The organism is Cupriavidus sp. HPC(L) (genome assembly GCF_000307735.3).
Lineage (GTDB): Bacteria > Pseudomonadota > Gammaproteobacteria > Burkholderiales > Burkholderiaceae > Cupriavidus.
In genome coordinates, this window is the sequence record NZ_AMPR02000437.1 from 1 (window position 1) to 19,505 (window position 19,505).

Annotated in this window: 14 protein-coding genes and 1 tRNA gene; 14 read left to right on the top strand and 1 reads right to left on the bottom strand. The window is 64.2% G+C overall.

Annotated features, from left to right (window positions below; all coding sequences use genetic code 11):
- The first annotated feature begins 80 nt into the window (after window positions 1-80).
- The 9 genes from B551_RS21100 to rpoC all read left to right on the top strand — a co-directional run bounded on the left by B551_RS21100 (window position 81) and on the right by rpoC (window position 12,737).
- Window positions 81-156 (top strand) — tRNA-Trp (locus B551_RS21100).
- Between the two features lie 70 nt (window positions 157-226).
- Window positions 227-607: a preprotein translocase subunit SecE gene (secE, locus tag B551_RS21105; RefSeq protein ID WP_006576493.1), complete on the top strand. Its 381-nt coding sequence runs from the start codon at window positions 227-229 to the stop codon at window positions 605-607.
- A gap of 10 nt (window positions 608-617) precedes the next feature.
- Window positions 618-1,196 carry a transcription termination/antitermination protein NusG gene (nusG, locus tag B551_RS21110; protein ID WP_006576494.1) on the top strand — a complete coding sequence of 193 codons (579 nt, stop codon included), beginning with the start codon at window positions 618-620 and terminating at the stop codon, window positions 1,194-1,196.
- Window positions 1,197-1,375: 179 nt separating this feature from the next.
- A complete protein-coding gene (gene rplK / locus B551_RS21115; RefSeq protein WP_006576495.1) occupies window positions 1,376-1,807 on the top strand; it encodes a 50S ribosomal protein L11 in 432 nt (143 codons plus the stop codon).
- Window positions 1,808-2,503 carry a 50S ribosomal protein L1 gene (rplA, locus tag B551_RS21120; RefSeq protein ID WP_023264955.1) on the top strand — a complete coding sequence of 232 codons (696 nt, stop codon included), beginning with the start codon at window positions 1,808-1,810 and terminating at the stop codon, window positions 2,501-2,503. It begins immediately after the preceding gene.
- Window positions 2,504-2,909: 406 nt separating this feature from the next.
- Window positions 2,910-3,428, top strand: coding sequence for a 50S ribosomal protein L10 (gene rplJ / locus B551_RS21125; RefSeq protein WP_023264956.1), 519 nt, complete (start codon window positions 2,910-2,912; stop codon window positions 3,426-3,428).
- A gap of 58 nt (window positions 3,429-3,486) precedes the next feature.
- On the top strand, window positions 3,487-3,864 hold the full coding sequence (rplL, locus tag B551_RS21130; protein ID WP_006576497.1) for a 50S ribosomal protein L7/L12: 378 nt from the start codon (window positions 3,487-3,489) through the stop codon (window positions 3,862-3,864).
- Window positions 3,865-4,271: 407 nt separating this feature from the next.
- Complete coding sequence (rpoB, locus tag B551_RS21135) at window positions 4,272-8,378, top strand: DNA-directed RNA polymerase subunit beta (protein WP_023264957.1); 4,107 nt, start codon at window positions 4,272-4,274, stop codon at window positions 8,376-8,378.
- A 108-nt stretch (window positions 8,379-8,486) separates the two neighbouring features.
- The gene (rpoC, locus tag B551_RS21140) at window positions 8,487-12,737 is read left to right on the top strand and encodes a DNA-directed RNA polymerase subunit beta' (RefSeq protein ID WP_006576498.1); all 4,251 of its coding nucleotides are present in this window, start codon (window positions 8,487-8,489) and stop codon (window positions 12,735-12,737) included.
- Between the two features lie 144 nt (window positions 12,738-12,881).
- On the opposite strand, the gene B551_RS21145 is transcribed toward rpoC, so the two are convergent.
- A complete protein-coding gene (locus B551_RS21145) occupies window positions 12,882-13,322 on the bottom strand; it encodes a hypothetical protein (RefSeq protein ID WP_006576499.1) in 441 nt (146 codons plus the stop codon).
- A 387-nt stretch (window positions 13,323-13,709) separates the two neighbouring features.
- Here B551_RS21145 and recQ point away from each other — a divergent pair, with 387 nt between their 5' ends.
- The 5 genes from recQ to B551_RS21170 all read left to right on the top strand — a co-directional run.
- Window positions 13,710-15,569, top strand: coding sequence for a DNA helicase RecQ (recQ, locus tag B551_RS21150; protein WP_006576500.1), 1,860 nt, complete (start codon window positions 13,710-13,712; stop codon window positions 15,567-15,569).
- Between the two features lie 429 nt (window positions 15,570-15,998).
- Window positions 15,999-16,376, top strand: coding sequence for a 30S ribosomal protein S12 (gene rpsL / locus B551_RS21155; protein ID WP_006576501.1), 378 nt, complete (start codon window positions 15,999-16,001; stop codon window positions 16,374-16,376).
- A gap of 200 nt (window positions 16,377-16,576) precedes the next feature.
- On the top strand, window positions 16,577-17,047 hold the full coding sequence (gene rpsG / locus B551_RS21160; protein ID WP_006576502.1) for a 30S ribosomal protein S7: 471 nt from the start codon (window positions 16,577-16,579) through the stop codon (window positions 17,045-17,047).
- A 119-nt stretch (window positions 17,048-17,166) separates the two neighbouring features.
- A complete protein-coding gene (gene fusA / locus B551_RS21165) occupies window positions 17,167-19,275 on the top strand; it encodes an elongation factor G (RefSeq protein WP_006576503.1) in 2,109 nt (702 codons plus the stop codon).
- Between the two features lie 82 nt (window positions 19,276-19,357).
- On the top strand, window positions 19,358-19,505 hold a 148-nt coding region (locus B551_RS21170; protein WP_023264958.1), incomplete at its 3' end, for a GTP-binding protein.

A 19,505-nucleotide genomic window follows, 5' to 3' on the forward strand; every position in this document is an offset into this window, starting at 1 on the left:
AGTCACGACAGCAAGCGCGGCACCAACCGGCCGCGTTTGCCGCCAGTGGGGTTGGCTCCAGCCGACCCCAAAGTTGTTTTAGGGGTATAGCTCAACTGGCAGAGCGTCGGTCTCCAAAACCGAAGGTTGGGGGTTCGATTCCCTCTGCCCCTGCCAATTCAATCAGCCGCGTCGGGCGGATCCACGAAGGATCCATCGTGACGCGGCTTAGTCTCGTTTGCGAAACATGGCCAATCCCAACGTCGAAACCGTCAACACCTCCAGTGGCAAGTGGCTGCTGGGCGTGGCCGTGCTGCTCGTGGTGGCCGGCGTGATCGGTTTCTACGCGCTGGCGCAGCAGCCTGGCTACGTGCGCGGCGCCGCGCTGTTCGCCGGCATCGCGCTCGGCGTGATCGTCGCGCTGGTGTCCGCGCCGGGCAAGGAATTCGTGGGATTCGCCAGGGAATCGTACCGGGAAGTCCGCAAGGTGGTGTGGCCGACCCGCAAGGAAGCCGGACAGATGACGGGCCTGGTGTTCGTCTTCGTGGTCGTGATGGCGCTGTTCTTGTGGTCGGCCGACAAACTGATCGAGTGGGTGATCTTCTCCCTCGTGCTGGGCTGGAAATAAGGGAAAGGACATGACGGACGACGCAAAGCAGGAATCCACTCCTACGCAGCCGCCTTCGAAGAAGCGCTGGTACGTGGTCCACGCTTACTCCGGCATGGAGAAGAGCGTGCAGCGCGCACTGCAGGAACGCATCGAGCGCGCGGAGATGCAGGACAAGTTCGGACGCATTCTGGTGCCGTCCGAAGAAGTGATCGAAATGAAGGGCGGTCAGCGTTCGGTGACCGAGCGGCGCTTCTTCCCGGGCTACGTGCTCGTGGAAATGGAGATGACCGACGAGACGTGGCACCTGGTCAAGAACACCAGCAAGGTCACCGGCTTCGTCGGCGGCGCGCGCAACCGTCCGAGTCCGATTTCCCAGAAGGAAGTCGACAAGATCATGACGCAGATGCAGGAAGGCGTCGAGAAGCCGCGGCCCAAGACGCTGTTCGAGGTGGGCGAAATGGTGCGCGTCAAGGACGGCCCGTTCACCGACTTCAACGGCAACGTGGAAGAGGTCAATTACGAGAAGTCGCGCCTGCGCGTCTCGGTGACCATCTTCGGCCGCGCGACCCCGGTCGAGCTCGAGTTCGGCCAGGTCGAGAAGGTCTGATCGATCTGCTCGCTACAGGATTCGCAGGGCCGCGCCGCCTTCGGCAGTGCGACCGGCGACGCTCCGCAAGGGGCACAAGAGGAGCGTGAGGCCGATCCCGCCACAGGCGGACGGCGACAGCGCGTTACGACTCAACAGGACCGACTGCCCAACGTACAGCGGTCCGGATTGGAGTAAAGATGGCCAAGAAGATTATTGGCTTTATCAAGCTGCAGATCCCGGCTGGTAAAGCGAACCCCTCCCCGCCCGTGGGCCCGGCACTGGGTCAGCGCGGCCTGAACATCATGGAGTTCTGCAAGGCGTTCAACGCGCAGACCCAGGGTATGGAACCCGGCCTGCCGGTGCCGGTGGTGATCACCGCCTTCGCCGACAAGAGCTTCACCTTCGTGATGAAGTCGCCGCCGGCCACCGTGCTGATCAAGAAGGCTGCCGGCATCACCAAGGGTTCGGCCAAGCCGCACACCGACAAGGTTGGCAAGATCACCCGCGCCCAGGCTGAAGACATCGCCAAGGCCAAGAACGCCGACCTGACGGCCGCCGATCTGGACGCGGCAGTGCGCACCATCGCCGGCTCGGCCCGCTCGATGGGTATCACCGTGGAGGGTCTGTAAATGGCTAAGGTTTCGAAGCGCGTAGCGGCCAACAAGGCCAAGATCGAGCGCACCAAGTTCTACCCGATCGACGAGGCGCTGGGCCTGGTCAAGGAATGCGCGTCGGCCAAGTTCGACGAGTCGATCGACGTCGCCGTGCAACTGGGCATCGACGCCAAGAAGTCCGACCAGGTGGTTCGTGGCTCGGTGGTGCTGCCCGCCGGTACCGGCAAGTCGGTTCGCGTGGCGGTGTTCGCCCAGGGCGACAAGGCTGAAGCGGCCAAGGCCGCCGGCGCCGACGTGGTTGGCATGGAAGACCTGGCCGAGCAAGTCAAGGCGGGCAACCTGAACTTCGACGTCGTGATCGCTTCGCCGGACACGATGCGCATCGTCGGTACGCTGGGCCAGATCCTCGGTCCGCGCGGCCTGATGCCGAACCCGAAGGTCGGTACCGTGACCCCCGACGTGGCCCAGGCCGTCAAGAACGCCAAGGCCGGTCAGGTCCAGTTCCGTGTCGACAAGGCCGGTATCATCCACGCGACCATCGGCCGCCGTTCGTTCGAGGACGCCGCGCTCAAGAGCAACCTGTCCGCGCTGATCGACGCGCTGGTCAAGGCCAAGCCGGCCACCAGCAAGGGCGTCTACCTGCGCAAGATCGCGGTCTCGTCGACCATGGGCGTGGGCGTTCGCGTCGACCAGACTTCGCTGGCCGCCTAAGCGATTGGAAATACGCTGGCCACATGCTGGCCAGTCTGCCGACCGGACCCGATAACACCGGTCGGCCAGGCATTCGAGGTTCCGGCCCCGCGCCGGGACCGGCCCGCCACGGCGGGCCACAGAAAGGCTTTGGGCAGTGGTGCCGGCGCCAGCCGCCGGTCCCGCTGGTTATCAAAGACCGCTGGCGGTCATGTTCGCGCGCAAGCTGCGCATGGCCTTAATCGGTGGGACCGTACACGGCAGCAAGGTGACGGCAGCCTGCCCGCCAGCGTAGATGGCGAACCCGAAGGTTGGAATGGTCCGGGGCGAGATCCCCGGGTGATTCGGGCCAATCGGACGCCGTTCGTTTGGACTGATGCAACGTGCTCCGTCGCCGGAGTGCCGCGCATCGTTTTGGAGCTTAACCGTGCCACTCAATATTGAAGATAAGAAGGCCGTCGTTGCTGAGGTGTCGGCGCAAGTCGCCAAAGCCCAGACCATCGTCGTGGCCGAATATCGCGGCATCACGGTTGGCGATCTGACCAAGCTGCGTGCCACCGCCCGCGAGCAAGGCGTCTACCTGCGCGTTCTGAAGAACACGCTGGCTCGCCGCGCCGTGGAAGGTACGCCGTTTGCCGCGCTCGCGGAGCAACTGACCGGTCCGCTGATCTACGGGATTTCCGAAGATGCAGTGGCCTCGGCCAAGGTTCTGAACGACTTCGCCAAGACCAACGACAAGCTGGTCCTGCGCGCCGGTTCGTTCGACGGCAAGGTGCTCGATGTCAACGCCGTCAAGGCGCTGGCTTCGATCCCGAGCCGCGACCAACTGATTGCTCAGCTGCTTGGCGTCATGCAAGCGCCGGTGTCGGGCTTTGCCCGCCTGCTGGCCGCGCTGGCCGAGAAGAAGAGCGAAGGTGCCCCCGCCGAGGAAGGCGCTGCGGCCTAAGGCCAGGCTCGTCCCGATCGCAATACCGATACCGAATCAAATCTAGGAGTATTTCCAAATGGCAATCACCAAAGACGACATCCTCGAAGCCGTTGGCGCGATGTCCGTGATGGAACTGAACGACCTGGTCAAGGCGTTCGAAGAGAAGTTTGGCGTGTCCGCCGCAGCGATGGCCGTGGCCGCCGCTCCGGGCGCTGGTGGCGCTGGCGCTGCTGCTGAAGAGAAGACCGAATTCAACGTCGTGCTGGCCGAAGTCGGCGCGAACAAGGTCGGCGTCATCAAGGCAGTTCGCGAAATCACCGGCCTGGGCCTGAAGGAAGCCAAGGACCTGGTCGATGGCGCACCGAAGCCCGTCAAGGAAGGCGTGGACAAGGCTACCGCCGACGAAGCCAAGAAGAAGCTGGAAGAAGCCGGCGCGAAGGTCGAAGTCAAGTAAGTGGTACTCGCGTGCCCTCCGGCACGCGAATGGGGCTGGCAAAGGGGAAATCCCGGCGCCAGCCTTTTTGCGCTTCTGTGATGTGTGTTTTATTGGCCACCCATCCGAGCGTAAAGTGATGTAGTGCCTACTCGGCGTCGGGGTGAACCTCGGGGCCGCAGCAGAGGCCAAACATCAGTGGCACACTAAGCGGTTGCTGCTGATGTTTGTCTTCTGAACCGACTGCAGAAGACAAGTTTGGTCGGGTGTTCCCCGGACCGGCGCGTGTGGATGATGGCGCCGGTTCGCAGCGTGCGGACACCGTCAGCCAGAGGTTGGTAGCGGCCAACCGCCAAATCCCCTCCCAGTCGCTGAACACCTCAGGCGCCGGTCAGGTCCAGCCAGCCCTGCGATGATTCGGAGATCCCATGGCGTACAGCTTCACCGAAAAGAAGCGCATTCGCAAAAGCTTTGCGAAGCGCGCGACGGTTCACCAGGTTCCATTCCTGCTAGCCACCCAGATCGAATCGTACACCCAGTTCTTGCAAGCGGATACGCCACCCGCGCGTCGCAAGAGCGAAGGCCTGCAAGCGGCCTTCAACGCAATTTTCCCCATCGTCTCCCATAACGGGCTCGCCCGTATGGAGTTCGTTTCGTACCACCTGTCCAACCCGCCGTTCGATGTCAAGGAATGTCAGCAGCGTGGCCTGACCTTCCACTCGGCCCTGCGCGCCAAGGTTCGCCTGATCATCAACGATCGCGAGAATCCGGGCAAGGTCAAGGAGGTCAAGGAGCAGGAAGTCTACATGGGCGAGATTCCGCTCATGACCTCGACCGGCTCGTTCGTGATCAACGGCACCGAGCGCGTGATCGTTTCGCAGCTGCACCGTTCGCCGGGCGTGTTCTTCGAGCACGACAAGGGCAAGACGCACAGCTCGGGCAAGCTGCTGTTCTCGGCACGGATCATTCCGTACCGCGGCTCGTGGCTGGACTTCGAGTTCGACCCGAAGGACATCCTGTACTTCCGCGTCGACCGCCGCCGCAAGATGCCGGTGACGATCCTGCTCAAGTCGATCGGCCTGACGCCGGAACAGATCCTCGCGCACTTCTTCGTGTTCGACAACTTCACGCTGCAGGCCGAAGGCGCGCAGCTCGAGTTCGTGCCCGAGCGCCTGCGCGGCGAAGTCGCGCGCTTCGACATTGCCGACAAGAACGGCCGTGTCGTGGTCGAGAAGGACAAGCGGATCAACGCCAAGCACATCCGTGACCTGGAGTCCGCCGGCACCAAGCTGATCAGCGTGCCGGAAGACTATCTGCTGGGCCGCGTGCTGGCCAAGAACATCATCGACCCGGATACCGGCGAGGTGATCGCCAACGCCAACGACGAGCTGACCGAAACGCTGCTCGAGTCGCTGCGCGAAGCCGGCGTCAAGCAGATCCAGACGCTGTACACCAACGATCTGGATCAGGGTCCGTACATCTCGCAGACCCTGCGCACCGACGACACCGCCGACCAGACCGCGGCCCGTATCGCGATCTACCGGATGATGCGCCCGGGCGAGCCGCCCACCGAGGACGCCGTCGAAGCGCTGTTCCAGCGCCTGTTCTACAGCGAAGAGTCGTACGATCTGTCGCGCGTCGGGCGCATGAAGGTCAACAGCCGCCTGGGCCGCCCGAGCGGCGAGGGCAGCATGGTGCTGCAGGACGAGGACATCCTCGAGACCATCAAGATCCTGGTCAACCTGCGCAACGGCAAGGGTGAAGTCGACGACATCGACCACCTGGGCAACCGCCGCGTGCGTTGCGTCGGCGAACTGGCCGAGAACCAGTTCCGCGCCGGCCTGTCGCGCGTGGAGCGCGCCGTCAAGGAACGTCTGGGCCAGGCCGAGACCGAGAACCTGATGCCGCACGACCTGATCAACTCGAAGCCGATCTCGTCGGCGATCCGCGAGTTCTTCGGTTCGTCGCAGCTGTCGCAGTTCATGGACCAGACCAACCCGCTGTCCGAGATCACGCACAAGCGCCGCGTGTCCGCGCTGGGCCCGGGCGGTCTGACGCGCGAACGCGCGGGCTTCGAAGTCCGCGACGTGCACCCGACCCACTATGGCCGCGTGTGCCCGATCGAAACGCCGGAAGGTCCGAACATCGGTCTGATCAACTCGCTGGCGCTGTACGCCCGCCTGAACGAGTACGGCTTCCTCGAAACGCCGTACCGCAAGGTCGAGAACGGCAAGCTGACCGACCAGGTCGACTACCTGTCGGCGATCGAGGAAGGCAAGTACGTGGTGGCGCAGGCCAACGCGACGGTCGATGCCGACGGCAACCTGATCGACGAACTGGTGTCGGCCCGTGAAGGCAGCGAGCGCGAGACCCGCATGGTCACGCCGGACCGCGTGCAGTACATCGACGTCGCGCCGTCGCAGATCGTGTCGGCGGCAGCCTCGCTGGTGCCGTTCCTCGAGCACGATGACGCGAACCGTGCACTGATGGGCGCGAACATGCAGCGTCAGGCCGTGCCCTGCCTGCGTCCGGACAAGCCGCTGGTCGGCACCGGCATCGAGCGCACCGTCGCGGTCGACTCGGGCACCGCCGTGCAGGCGACCCGTGGCGGCGTGGTCGACTATGTCGACGCGAACCGTATCGTGATCCGCGTCAACGACGATGAAGCCGTGGCCGGCGAAGTCGGCGTGGACATCTACAACCTGATCAAGTACACGCGTTCGAACCAGAACACGAACATCAACCAGCGTCCGATGGTCAAGGTGGGCGACCACGTGGCCCGCGGCGACGTGATTGCCGATGGCGCCTCGACCGACCTGGGCGAGCTCGCGCTCGGCCAGAACATGCTGGTCGCGTTCATGCCCTGGAACGGCTACAACTTCGAAGACTCGATCCTGATCTCGGAACGCGTCGTTGCCGAAGACCGCTACACCTCGATCCACATCGAGGAGCTGTCGGTCGTCGCCCGCGACACCAAGCTCGGACCCGAGGAAATCACGCGCGACATCTCGAACCTGGCCGAAGCGCAACTGGCCCGTCTGGACGAGTCCGGCATCACCTACATCGGTGCCGAGGTCGAAGCCGGCGACGTGCTGGTCGGCAAGGTCACGCCCAAGGGCGAGACCCAGCTGACGCCGGAAGAGAAGCTGCTGCGCGCGATCTTCGGCGAGAAGGCGTCCGACGTGAAGGACACCTCGCTGCGCGTGCCCTCGGGCATGAGCGGCATCGTGATCGACGTGCAGGTCTTCACCCGTGAGGGCGTGACCCGCGACAAGCGCGCGCAGTCGATCATCGACGACGAACTGAAGCGCTATCGCCTGGACCTGAACGACCAGCTGCGTATCGTCGAGGGCGACGCCTTCCAGCGTCTGGAACGTCTGCTGATCGACAAGACCGTCAACGGCGGTCCGAAGAAGCTGGCCAAGGGCGCGAAGCTGACCAAGGAGTACCTGGACGATCTGGACAAGTACCACTGGTTCGACATCCGTCCGGCCGACGAGGAAGTCGCGGCCCAGCTCGAGGCGGTCAAGGAAGCGATCGAGCAGAAGCGCCACGAGTTCGACCTGGCCTTCGAGGAAAAGCGCAAGAAGCTGACCCAGGGCGACGAGCTGCCCCCGGGCGTGATCAAGATGGTCAAGGTGTACCTGGCCGTCAAGCGCCGCCTGCAGCCTGGCGACAAGATGGCCGGCCGTCACGGCAACAAGGGCGTGGTGTCGAAGATCGTGCCGATCGAAGACATGCCCTACATGGCCGACGGCACGCCTGCCGACATCGTGCTGAACCCGCTCGGCGTGCCGTCGCGGATGAACGTGGGTCAGATTCTCGAGACCCACCTGGGCTGGGCCGCGCGCGGTCTGGGCCAGCGCATCGGCGACATGCTCAAGGCACAGGCCAAGGCGCAGGAACTGCGCGCCCTGCTCGCTCAGATCTACAACGAGAGCGGCAAGGCCGAAGACCTCGACAGCCTGTCGGATGCCGAAGTGCTGGAGCTGGCGAACAACCTGAAGAAGGGCGTGCCCTTCGCGACCCCGGTGTTCGACGGCGCGCATGAAGCCGAAATCCGCCGCATGCTGGATCTGGCGTATCCGGACGAGGTGGCCAAGGAGAAGGGCCTGACGGCGTCCAAGCAGCAGGTCACGCTGTACGACGGCCGCACCGGCGAAGCGTTCGAGCGTCCGGTCACGCTGGGTGTGATGCACATGCTGAAGCTGCACCACCTGGTCGACGACAAGATGCACGCCCGCTCGACCGGCCCGTACTCGCTGGTCACCCAGCAGCCGCTGGGCGGCAAGGCGCAGTTCGGCGGCCAGCGTTTCGGCGAGATGGAAGTGTGGGCGCTGGAAGCGTATGGCGCCTCCTACGTGCTGCAGGAAATGCTGACGGTCAAGTCCGACGACGTGAACGGCCGTACCAAGGTGTACGAAAACATCGTCAAGGGCGAGCACTCGATCGATGCCGGCATGCCGGAGTCGTTCAACGTGCTGGTGAAGGAAATCCGCTCGCTGGGTATCGATATCGATCTGGATCGCTATTGATCGACAGATCGAAACGGAGACGGCAGTGAAGCCGTCTCCGGCGGATTTCCCACAGGATGAATGCCGGCGGCCCGTTACCTCGGGCCGGCGGCGAAACAAGGAGTTGCAATGAAAGCATTGCTCGATCTCTTTAAGCAGGTTCAGCAGGAAGAGCAGTTCGACGCGATCAAGATCGGTCTGGCCTCGCCCGAGAAGATCCGCTCGTGGTCGTACGGCGAAGTCAAGAAGCCGGAAACCATCAACTACCGCACGTTCAAGCCCGAGCGCGACGGTCTGTTCTGCGCCAAGATCTTCGGTCCGATCAAGGACTACGAGTGCCTGTGCGGCAAGTACAAGCGCCTGAAGCACCGCGGCGTGATCTGCGAGAAGTGCGGCGTCGAAGTGACACTGGCGAAGGTGCGCCGCGAGCGCATGGGCCATATCGAACTGGCCGCGCCGACCGCGCACATCTGGTTCCTGAAGTCGCTGCCGTCGCGTCTGGGCATGGTGCTCGACATGACGCTGCGCGACATCGAGCGCGTGCTGTATTTCGAAGCGTTCGTGGTGCTCGAGCCCGGCATGACCCCGCTCAAGAAGAGCCAGATCATGTCCGAGGACGACTACATCGCGAAGTGCGAGGAGTACGGCGAGGGCGAGTTCGTCGCGATGATGGGTGCCGAGGGCATCCGTGAACTGCTGCGCGGCATCGACATCGAGAAGCAGATCGAACAGATCCGCGCCGAGCTGCAGGCCACCGGTTCCGAAGCCAAGATCAAGAAGTACGCCAAGCGCCTGAAGGTGCTCGAGGCCTTCCAGCGTTCGGGCATCAAGCCCGAGTGGATGATCCTCGAAGTGCTGCCGGTGCTGCCGCCCGAACTGCGTCCGCTGGTGCCGCTGGACGGCGGCCGCTTCGCGACCTCGGACCTGAACGACCTGTATCGCCGCGTGATCAACCGCAACAACCGGTTGAAGCGCCTGCTCGAGCTGAAGGCCCCTGAAATCATCGTGCGCAACGAAAAGCGCATGCTGCAGGAAGCGGTCGACTCGCTGCTGGACAACGGCCGTCGCGGCAAGGCGATGACCGGCGCCAACAAGCGTCCGCTGAAGTCGCTGGCCGAGATGATCAAGGGCAAGGGCGGTCGTTTCCGTCAGAACCTGCTGGGCAAGCGCGTCGACTACTCGGGCCGTTCGGTCATCGTGGTCGGCCCGACGCTGAAGCTGCACCAGTGCGGCCTGCCCAAGCTGATGGCGCTGGAGCTGTTCAAGCCCTTCATCTTCCACAAGCTGGAAACGATGGGCATCGCCACCACCATCAAGGCGGCCAAGAAGGAAGTCGAAAGCCAGACGCCGGTCGTGTGGGACATCCTCGAAGAGGTCATCCGCGAGCACCCGGTGATGCTGAACCGCGCGCCGACGCTGCACCGCCTGGGCATCCAGGCCTTCGAACCGGTGCTGATCGAAGGCAAGGCGATCCAGCTGCATCCGCTCGTCTGCGCGGCGTTCAACGCCGACTTCGACGGCGACCAGATGGCCGTCCACGTGCCGTTGTCGCTGGAAGCGCAGATGGAAGCCCGCACGCTGATGCTGGCGTCGAACAACGTGCTGTTCCCGGCCAACGGCGACCCGTCGATCGTGCCGTCGCAGGACGTGGTGCTGGGCCTGTACTACACCACCCGCGACAAGATCAACGGCAAGGGCGAGGGCATGACCTTCGCCGACGTCAGCGAGGTGATCCGCGCCTACGAGAACAAGGAAGTCGAACTGGCTTCGCGCGTGAACGTGCGCATCACCGAGTATGAGCTGGTCGACAAGGACGCCGAGGGCGACGCGCGCTTCGCGCCGAAGATCACGCTGCAGGCCACCACGGTCGGCCGCGCGATCCTGTCCGAGATCCTGCCGAAGGGCCTGCCGTTCTCGGTCCTGAACAAGCCGCTGAAGAAGAAGGAAATCTCGCGCCTGATCAACACCGCATTCCGCAAGTGCGGCCTGCGCGAGACGGTGATCTTCGCCGACAAGCTGCTGCAGTCGGGCTTCCGCCTGGCCACGCGCGCCGGTATCTCGATCGCGATCGACGACATGCTGGTGCCGCCGCAGAAGGAAAGGATCATCGCCGACGCCGCGGCCAAGGTGAAGGAATACGACAAGCAGTACATGTCGGGTCTGGTGACGGACCAGGAGCGCTACAACAACGTCGTGGACATCTGGGGCGCCGCCGGCGACCAGGTCGGCAAGGCGATGATGGAGCAGCTGCAGCACGAGGACGTGGTCGACCGCAACGGCAACACCGTCAAGCAGGAGTCGTTCAACTCCATCTACATGATGGCCGACTCGGGCGCACGGGGTTCCGCGGCGCAGATCCGTCAGCTGGCCGGTATGCGTGGCCTGATGGCCAAGCCGGATGGCTCGATCATCGAGACGCCGATTACCGCGAACTTCCGCGAAGGCCTGAATGTTCTGCAGTACTTCATCTCGACCCACGGTGCGCGTAAGGGCCTGGCCGATACCGCGCTGAAGACCGCGAACTCGGGTTACCTGACCCGTCGTCTGGTCGACGTGACGCAGGACCTGGTGGTGGTCGAGGAGGATTGCGGCACCACCAACGGCGTCGCGATGAAGGCGCTGGTCGAGGGCGGTGAAGTCATCGAAGCGCTGCGCGACCGTATCCTGGGCCGCGTGACGGTGTCGGACGTCGTCAACCCCGAGACGCAGGAAACCGCGATCGAGGCTGGCACGCTGCTCGACGAAGACCTGGTCGACCTGATCGACCAGATCGGCGTCGACGAGGTCAAGGTCCGTACCCCGCTGTCGTGCGACACGCGCTACGGCCTGTGCGCCAAGTGCTATGGCCGCGATCTGGGCCGCGGCACGCTGGTCAACACCGGCGAGGCGGTCGGCGTGATCGCCGCGCAGTCGATCGGCGAGCCGGGTACGCAGCTGACGATGCGGACGTTCCACATCGGTGGTGCGGCATCGCGCGCGGCGGTCGCCTCGAGCGTCGAAGCGAAGGCCACCGGTACGGTGCGCTTCACCGCGACGATGCGCTATGTGACCAACGCCAAGGGCGAACTGATCGTGATCTCGCGTTCGGGCGAGGCGCTGATCACCGACGACCACGGCCGCGAGCGCGAGCGCCACAAGATCCCGTACGGCGCCACGCTGCTGGTGCAGGACGGTCAGGCGATCAAGGCGGGCACGCAACTGGCGACCTGGGACGCGCTGACGCGCCCGATCGTGTCGGAGTACTCGGGCACGATCAAGTTCGAGAACGTCGAGGAAGGCGTGACCGTCGCCAAGCAGATGGACGAGGTCACCGGTCTGTCGACGCTGGTCGTGATCGACGCCAAGCGCCGTACGGCTGCCACCAAGGGCCTGCGCCCGCAGGTGAAGCTGCTCGACGCCAACGGCCAGGAAGTCAAGATTCCGGGCACGGACCACTCCGTGACCATCGGCTTCCAGGTCGGCGCGCTGATCACCGTCAAGGACGGTCAGCAGGTGCACGTCGGTGAAGTGCTGGCGCGTATCCCGACCGAGTCGCAGAAGACCCGCGACATTACCGGTGGTCTGCCGCGCGTGGCCGAGCTGTTCGAAGCGCGTTCGCCGAAGGACGCCGCCGTGCTGGCGGAAGTCACCGGTACCGTGTCGTTCGGCAAGGACACCAAGGGCAAGCAGCGTCTGGTCATCACCGACCTCGACGGCAATGCGCACGAGTTCCTGATCGCCAAGGAAAAGCAGGTGCTGGTCCACGACGGCCAGGTGGTGAACAAGGGCGAGATGATCGTCGAGGGTCCGGCGGATCCGCACGACATCCTGCGCCTGAAGGGCATCGAGGAGCTGGCGCACTACATCGTGGACGAAGTGCAGGACGTCTACCGTCTGCAGGGCGTGAAGATCAACGACAAGCACATCGAAGTGATCGTGCGTCAGATGCTGCGCCGCGTGCAGATCGTCGATGTCGGCGACACCAAGTTCATCCCGGGTGAACAGGTGGAGCGCTCGGAGCTGCTGGACGAAAACGACCGCGTGATCGCGGAAGGCAAGCGTCCGGCGACCTACGAGAACCTACTGCTCGGTATCACCAAGGCGTCGCTGTCGACCGACAGCTTCATCTCGGCGGCATCGTTCCAGGAAACGACGCGCGTGCTGACCGAGGCCGCGATCATGGGCAAGACCGACGACCTGCGTGGTCTGAAGGAAAACGTGATCGTGGGTCGCCTGATCCCGGCCGGTACGGGCCTGGCCTACCACCGCGCCCGCAAGGCGCGCGAGGCGGCCGAGCGCGAACGCGCCCAGGCGATCTCCGACGAAGAGCAGTCGCTGTTCATGGAGCCGTCGGAGGTGCATGCCACCACCGAGAACGGCGGGGACAACCCGGCGGTCTGAGGCCGATGCGGTAACGCTGTAACGCCGCTGTAGCGCCGCTGTAGCGCAGTAGCGAAAAAGCCCGGTGCGAGAAATCGCACCGGGCTTTTTTTCGCCCATCGTCAGAGCCGGCGACAGTCTGTACACAACACGGCGTGAGCCGCTTCAGACGTAGGCACGCGCGGCGATGGTGGCCGCGGCGGTGATCGCGGCGGTGGCCGCGGTTGGCGACACGGTGTCGCTGGAGGTGAAGCCGCCCGGCTTCTCCAGCGTCTTCATGATCAGGTCGGACAGCATGCCGAACTCGCGCGAGCCCAGCTTCTGGCCATATTGCTTCAGGAACGCGTCGATCGGGACGCCGGCGTTGCGCAGCGACTTGATCTCCGAATCGCTGAGCGTCAGGGTTTCGTAGTTGCCGCTTTGCTGCGACAGCCTGGCCAGTTCATTGGCCTGTTCGCGATAGAACGTCGCGGCGGCGAACAGGTCCAGGTCGCCGCTGGCGTTGACCGACTTGGCCTCGGCGGCGCCGACGACGTCCGATGCCTGCGCCGGCGCAGCGAGCGGCTGGACCGCGGGTTGGGGATGGGAGACGGGGGATACAAGCATGGTAAAGCTCCAGGAAACTCCAAAAGACTGCGATGGTTCTGATCGTCGTCTTCGTTGCGTGCACAGCGATGGGACGAGGCAGATCTTCGTTGCCGAAACGGCGCGTTGTCTTGCGGTTTCCGGAGCCGGTTTGGGGTTCTCGAACCAGTCGTCGTGCGACACACAAGGACTCGACGAAAATCGCAAATCGACGGCCTTCCCGTGTGATACGGCCAGGACTGATTCCACTCGCCGCATCGACATGGCAGCGGCGTTCGGGCTTGCACGCGCGCCGGCCGTGATGCCATGGGCGCGATGGCGGGCTTCGTCACGATTCGAAGGGATCGGGAGCCAGTGCGGTGGTATGGTTACGCCTTTCCGATACGTTGCCCGTTCCCCGCTGTTCCTATGTCTGCTGCCCTGGCGATTCTGAAGGATGTTTTCGGCTATCACGCCTTCCGTGGCCGCCAGGCGGAAATCATCGAGCACGTGGCCGAAGGCGGCGACTGCCTGGTGCTGATGCCAACCGGCGGCGGCAAGTCGCTGTGTTATCAGATTCCGGCGCTGCTGCGCCAACGCGCCGGCCATGGCGTCGGCATCGTGGTATCGCCGCTGATCGCGCTGATGCAGGACCAGGTCGCGGCGCTGACCGAAGCCGGCGTGCGCGCCGCGGTGCTGAACTCCACGCTGACCGGCGCGCAGGCGTCGGCGGTCGAGCGCGACCTGCTGGCCGGCCGCCTCGAGATCCTGTACGTCGCGCCGGAACGGCTGATGACGCCGCGCTTCCAGGACCTGCTGGACCGCACGCGCGTGGGCCTGTTCGCGATCGACGAGGCGCACTGCGTCTCGCAGTGGGGCCACGACTTCCGGCCGGAATACATCCAGCTGTCGGTGCTGCACGAACGCTTCCCGCAAGTCCCGCGCATCGCGCTGACCGCGACCGCGGACGACGTGACGCGGCAGGAAATCGTCGAGCGCCTGGCGCTGGACGACGCGCGTGTCTTCCTGTCGAGCTTCGATCGTCCCAATATCCGCTATCGCATCGTCGAGAAGGACAACGCGCGCCAGCAGCTGCTGGCCTTCATCAAGGCCGAGCACATGGCCGCGGACGGCACCCATGACAGCGGCATCGTCTACTGCCTGTCGCGCCGCAAGGTCGAGGAGACCGCCGACTGGCTGCGCGGCCACGGCATCAACGCGCTGCCGTACCACGCCGGCATGGAGGCCGCCGTGCGGCAGCAGCACCAGGCGCGCTTTCGCGACGAGGAAGGGCTGGTGATGGTCGCGACGATTGCCTTCGGCATGGGCATCGACAAGCCGGACGTCCGCTTCGTCGCCCACCTCGACCTGCCCAAGAGCATGGAAGGCTATTACCAGGAGACCGGCCGGGCCGGCCGCGACGGCCTGCCGGCGAACGCCTGGATGGCCTATGGCCTGGGCGACGTGGTGCAGCAGAAGCGGATGATCGACGAGTCGGAGGCCGACGAAACGCACAAGCGCGTGTCGTCGGCCAAGCTCGATGCGCTGCTGGGCCTGTGCGAGACCGCCGGCTGCCGCCGCGTGCGCATCCTCGCGTATTTCGGCGAGACCAGCGAGCCCTGCGGCAACTGCGATACCTGCCTGGAGCCGCCGGCGACCTGGGACGGCACGCGCGAGGCGCAGATGGCGCTGTCCTGCGTCTACCGCACCGCGCAGGCGAGCCGCGTGCACTTCGGCGCTACCCATTTGATCGACGTGCTGCGCGGCAACGCGACCGAGAAGATCCGGCAATGGGGCCACGACAAGGTGTCGACCTTCGGCATCGGCGCCGACCGGTCGGTGTCCGAATGGCATGCGATCTTCCGGCAGCTGATTGCGCACGGCCTGCTGGTGATCGACCATGGCGGCCACGGCGCGTTGCTGCTGGGCGAATCGGCGCGGGCGGTGCTCAAGGGCGAGACCAGCATCACGCTGCGCCGCCAGGTCAGCAAGCCGGCGCGCGGCGAACGCGGCGAGAGGGGAGGGGCGGGGCGTGGCAACCGGGTCGACCATACCGCCCAGATGGACGAGCAGCAGCTGGCCAACTGGGAGGCGCTGCGCCGCTGGCGCACCGAGACGGCGCGCGAGCACGGCGTGCCGGCCTACGTGATCTTCCACGACGCAACGCTGGCCGAACTGGCGCGCAGCGCGCCCGACAGCATGGCCGAGCTGGCCGAGGTGCCGGGCATCGGCGCGGCCAAGCTGGAGCGCTATGGCGACGAGCTGCTGGAAGTGCTGCAGAAAGCATGAGCTGCGACCTCGCCGCAGGCAGGTTGCCGGCCCCCCGGAGGGCCTGAACGAAACTGCCGGGCGCGGCCGTCTCATCAAGCGATCTGCCCCAGGTAAACCGCTTGACCGTTGATCGGTGTGCTGCTAGCATGCCGGATTCGAGTTTTTGGCTTCGGATTTCGCTCGCGCGTCGTTTGGTGGCACCCAGTGTCCGGCGATCGCCCCGGCAGACAGGTCATCCCTGGCCTGGCCGGCCCAGCGGGATCCCAGGCGAGCTCGCGCTCTTTGGCAAGTCTGGTTGTTCACACAGTCCCGTCCCAGAGCGTTCTGCTCATCTGCTCCCGCCCAAAACCCGTCCTACCGTTTCGTCGATCGTCGTCGCGCTTGCGGGCGTGCCGCCGGTTCGTCGCCGAAGCGGTGTTTTTTTGTAAAACCAAGCTGGATTGAACAATGCCAACTATCAACCAACTGGTTCGCAAGCCGCGCGTCTCTGAAGTCATCAAGAGCAAGAGCCCGGCGCTTGAGAACTGCCCCCAACGCCGTGGCGTGTGCACCCGTGTGTACACCACCACGCCGAAGAAGCCGAACTCGGCACTGCGTAAGGTCGCCAAGGTGCGTCTGACCAACGGTTTCGAGGTCATCTCGTATATCGGCGGTGAAGGCCACAACCTGCAGGAACACTCGGTCGTGCTGATCCGCGGTGGTCGTGTCAAGGACTTGCCGGGTGTGCGTTACCACATCGTGCGCGGTTCGCTCGACCTGCAAGGCGTCAAGGACCGCAAGCAAGCGCGTTCGAAGTACGGCGCGAAGCGTCCGAAGGCTGCCTAAGCCTGCAACACAAGCGATGGTGGCTGGCGCGCAGCGTCATGTTGCTGTCAACAAGCGGCGGTACAACGGCCCATTTGCTGCGCCGTGCCGTCGAGTAAGTGGTCCACCCGGCGAATTTGCCGCGCCCAGAGCGGAAGGCAAGCTAGTTGGTGGCCGGAGCGCGGAAGACCCCGCACTCAACTGAATCCAAAGGAAAGAAGATGCCACGTCGTCGTGAAGTCCCCAAGCGGGAAATCCTGCCTGATCCGAAGTTCGGTAACGTCGAAGTTGCCAAGTTCATGAACGTGCTGATGCTGGACGGCAAGAAGTCGGTTGCCGAGCGCATCGTGTATGGCGCGTTCGACCAGATCGAAAAGAAGGCAGGCAAGGCCCCCATCGAAGTGTTCTCCGTTGCAATCAACAACGTGAAGCCGGTGGTGGAAGTGAAGAGCCGCCGCGTCGGTGGCGCCAACTATCAGGTTCCGGTCGAAGTCCGTCCGTCGCGTCGTTTGGCATTGGCGATGCGTTGGCTGCGCGAGGCCGCGAAGAAACGCAGCGAGAAGTCGATGGCGCTGCGCCTGGCAGGTGAGCTGCTCGAAGCCGCGGAAGGCCGTGGTGGCGCGATGAAGAAGCGCGACGAAGTGCACCGCATGGCCGAAGCCAACAAGGCGTTCTCGCACTTCCGCTTCTAAAGCGCGCGGGATTCGCAGTTGGTTGCCGGGCGGGCTGTGTTTTTACACATCTCGCCCGTTTGTGTTAGGGGCGTAGGCCAAGAGATGCCGGCGCCTCACTGACGAATTAGAGGATTAAAGTGGCTCGTAAGACTCCCATCGAGCGTTACCGCAACATCGGTATCTCGGCTCACATTGACGCGGGTAAAACCACCACCACCGAGCGCATCCTGTTCTACACCGGTGTGAACCACAAGATCGGTGAAGTGCACGACGGCGCCGCCACGATGGACTGGATGGAGCAGGAACAGGAGCGTGGCATCACGATCACCTCGGCTGCGACCACCGCCTTCTGGAAGGGCATGGCCGGCAACTATCCCGAGCACCGCTTCAACATCATCGACACCCCGGGCCACGTGGACTTCACCATCGAGGTGGAGCGTTCCATGCGCGTGCTGGACGGCGCCTGCATGGTGTACTGCGCCGTGGGCGGCGTGCAGCCGCAGTCCGAAACCGTCTGGCGTCAGGCCAACAAGTACGGCGTGCCGCGTCTGGCGTTCGTCAACAAGATGGACCGTACCGGCGCCAACTTCTTCAAGGTCTACGAGCAGCTGAAGACCCGCCTGAAGGCCAACCCGGTGCCCGTGGTGGTGCCGATCGGCGCTGAAGACGGCTTCCAGGGCGTGATCGACCTGCTGGAAATGAAGGCGATCATCTGGGACGAAGCCAGCCAGGGCGTGAAGTTCGAATACAAGGACATCCCGGCCGAGCTGCAGGCGACCGCTGACGAATGGCGCGAGAAGATGGTCGAGTCCGCCGCCGAAGCCAGCGAAGAGCTGATGGAAAAGTACCTGGGCGGCGAAGAGCTGACCCGCGAAGAGATCGTCAAGGCGCTGCGTGACCGTACCATCGCCTGCGAAATCCAGCCGATGCTGTGCGGCACCGCGTTCAAGAACAAGGGCGTGCAGCGCATGCTCGACGCCGTGATCGACTTCCTGCCGTCGCCGGTCGATATTCCGCCGGTCAAGGGGGTGGACGAAAGCGACGACGAGAAGAAGCTCGAGCGCAAGGCCGACGACAACGAGAAGTTCTCGGCGCTGGCGTTCAAGATCATGACCGACCCGTTCGTCGGCCAGCTGATCTTCTTCCGCGTCTACTCGGGCAAGATCAATTCGGGCGACACCGTGTACAACCCGGTGAAGCAGAAGAAGGAGCGTCTGGGCCGTATTCTGCAGATGCACGCCAACCAGCGCGAAGAAATCAAGGAAGTGCTGGCCGGCGACATCGCCGCCGCGGTGGGCCTGAAGGATGCCACCACGGGCGACACGCTGTGCGATCCGTCGGCACCGATCGTGCTCGAGCGCATGGTGTTCCCGGAGCCGGTGATCTCGCAGGCCGTCGAGCCGAAGACCAAGGCCGACCAGGAAAAGATGGGCATCGCCCTGAACCGCCTGGCCGCCGAAGATCCGTCGTTCCGCGTGCGTACCGATGAAGAATCGGGCCAGACCATCATTTCGGGCATGGGTGAGCTGCACCTCGAAATTCTGGTCGACCGCATGAAGCGCGAATTCGGCGTGGAAGCCAATATCGGCGCGCCGCAGGTGGCCTACCGCGAAACCATCCGCAAGAAGGCCGAGGACGTCGAAGGCAAGTTCGTCAAGCAATCGGGCGGCCGCGGCCAGTACGGCCACGCCGTGATCACGCTGGAACCGCAGGAGCCGGGCAAGGGCTTCGAGTTCATCGACGCCATCAAGGGCGGTGTGATTCCTCGCGAATACATCCCGGCGGTCGAGAAGGGCATCGTCGACACGCTGCAGGCCGGTATCCTGGCGGGCTTCCCGGTGGTGGACGTGAAGGTCACGCTGACGTTCGGTTCGTACCACGACGTGGACTCGAACGAAAACGCGTTCCGCATGGCCGGTTCGATGGCGTTCAAGGAAGCCATGCGCAAGGCCAGCCCGGTTCTGCTCGAGCCGATGATGGCCGTGGAAGTGGAAACGCCGGAAGACTACACCGGTACCGTGATGGGCGACCTGTCGTCCCGCCGCGGCATCGTGCAGGGCATGGACGACATGGTGGGCGGCGGCAAGATCATCAAGGCCGAAGTCCCGCTGTCGGAAATGTTCGGTTATTCGACCGCGCTGCGCTCGGCGACGCAAGGCCGCGCCACCTACACCATGGAATTCAAGCACTACGCCGAGGCACCGAAGAACATCGCCGAAGCAGTGATGGCGGCCAAGGGCAAGTAAACAGGCTGTATGCCGCCGCGTCCGCGAGGGCGCGGCGGCGTGATGAATCGACAAGACTGCATTCCATTAGGAGCTGAAAAAAATGGCAAAGGAAAAGTTCGAGCGGACTAAGCCGCACGTGAACGTTGGTACGATTGGTCACGTTGACCACGGCAAGACGACGCTGACGGCGGCGATTGCGACGGTGCTGGCTTCGAAGTTCGGCGGTGCCGCCAAGAAGTACGACGAGA

What these genes read in the sequence shown, in the direction of transcription:
- secE (WP_006576493.1), top strand. Translation starts at nt 227, where the DNA reads ATGGCCAATCCCAACGTCGAAACCGTCAACACCTCCAGTGGCAAGTGG.
- nusG (WP_006576494.1), top strand. Translation starts at nt 618, where the DNA reads ATGACGGACGACGCAAAGCAGGAATCCACTCCTACGCAGCCGCCTTCG.
- rplK (WP_006576495.1), top strand. Translation starts at nt 1,376, where the DNA reads ATGGCCAAGAAGATTATTGGCTTTATCAAGCTGCAGATCCCGGCTGGT.
- rplA (WP_023264955.1), top strand. Translation starts at nt 1,808, where the DNA reads ATGGCTAAGGTTTCGAAGCGCGTAGCGGCCAACAAGGCCAAGATCGAG.
- rplL (WP_006576497.1), top strand. Translation starts at nt 3,487, where the DNA reads ATGGCAATCACCAAAGACGACATCCTCGAAGCCGTTGGCGCGATGTCC.
- rpoB (WP_023264957.1), top strand. Translation starts at nt 4,272, where the DNA reads ATGGCGTACAGCTTCACCGAAAAGAAGCGCATTCGCAAAAGCTTTGCG.
- rpoC (WP_006576498.1), top strand. Translation starts at nt 8,487, where the DNA reads ATGAAAGCATTGCTCGATCTCTTTAAGCAGGTTCAGCAGGAAGAGCAG.
- B551_RS21145 (WP_006576499.1), bottom strand. Translation starts at nt 13,322, where the DNA reads ATGCTTGTATCCCCCGTCTCCCATCCCCAACCCGCGGTCCAGCCGCTC.
- recQ (WP_006576500.1), top strand. Translation starts at nt 13,710, where the DNA reads ATGTCTGCTGCCCTGGCGATTCTGAAGGATGTTTTCGGCTATCACGCC.
- rpsL (WP_006576501.1), top strand. Translation starts at nt 15,999, where the DNA reads ATGCCAACTATCAACCAACTGGTTCGCAAGCCGCGCGTCTCTGAAGTC.
- rpsG (WP_006576502.1), top strand. Translation starts at nt 16,577, where the DNA reads ATGCCACGTCGTCGTGAAGTCCCCAAGCGGGAAATCCTGCCTGATCCG.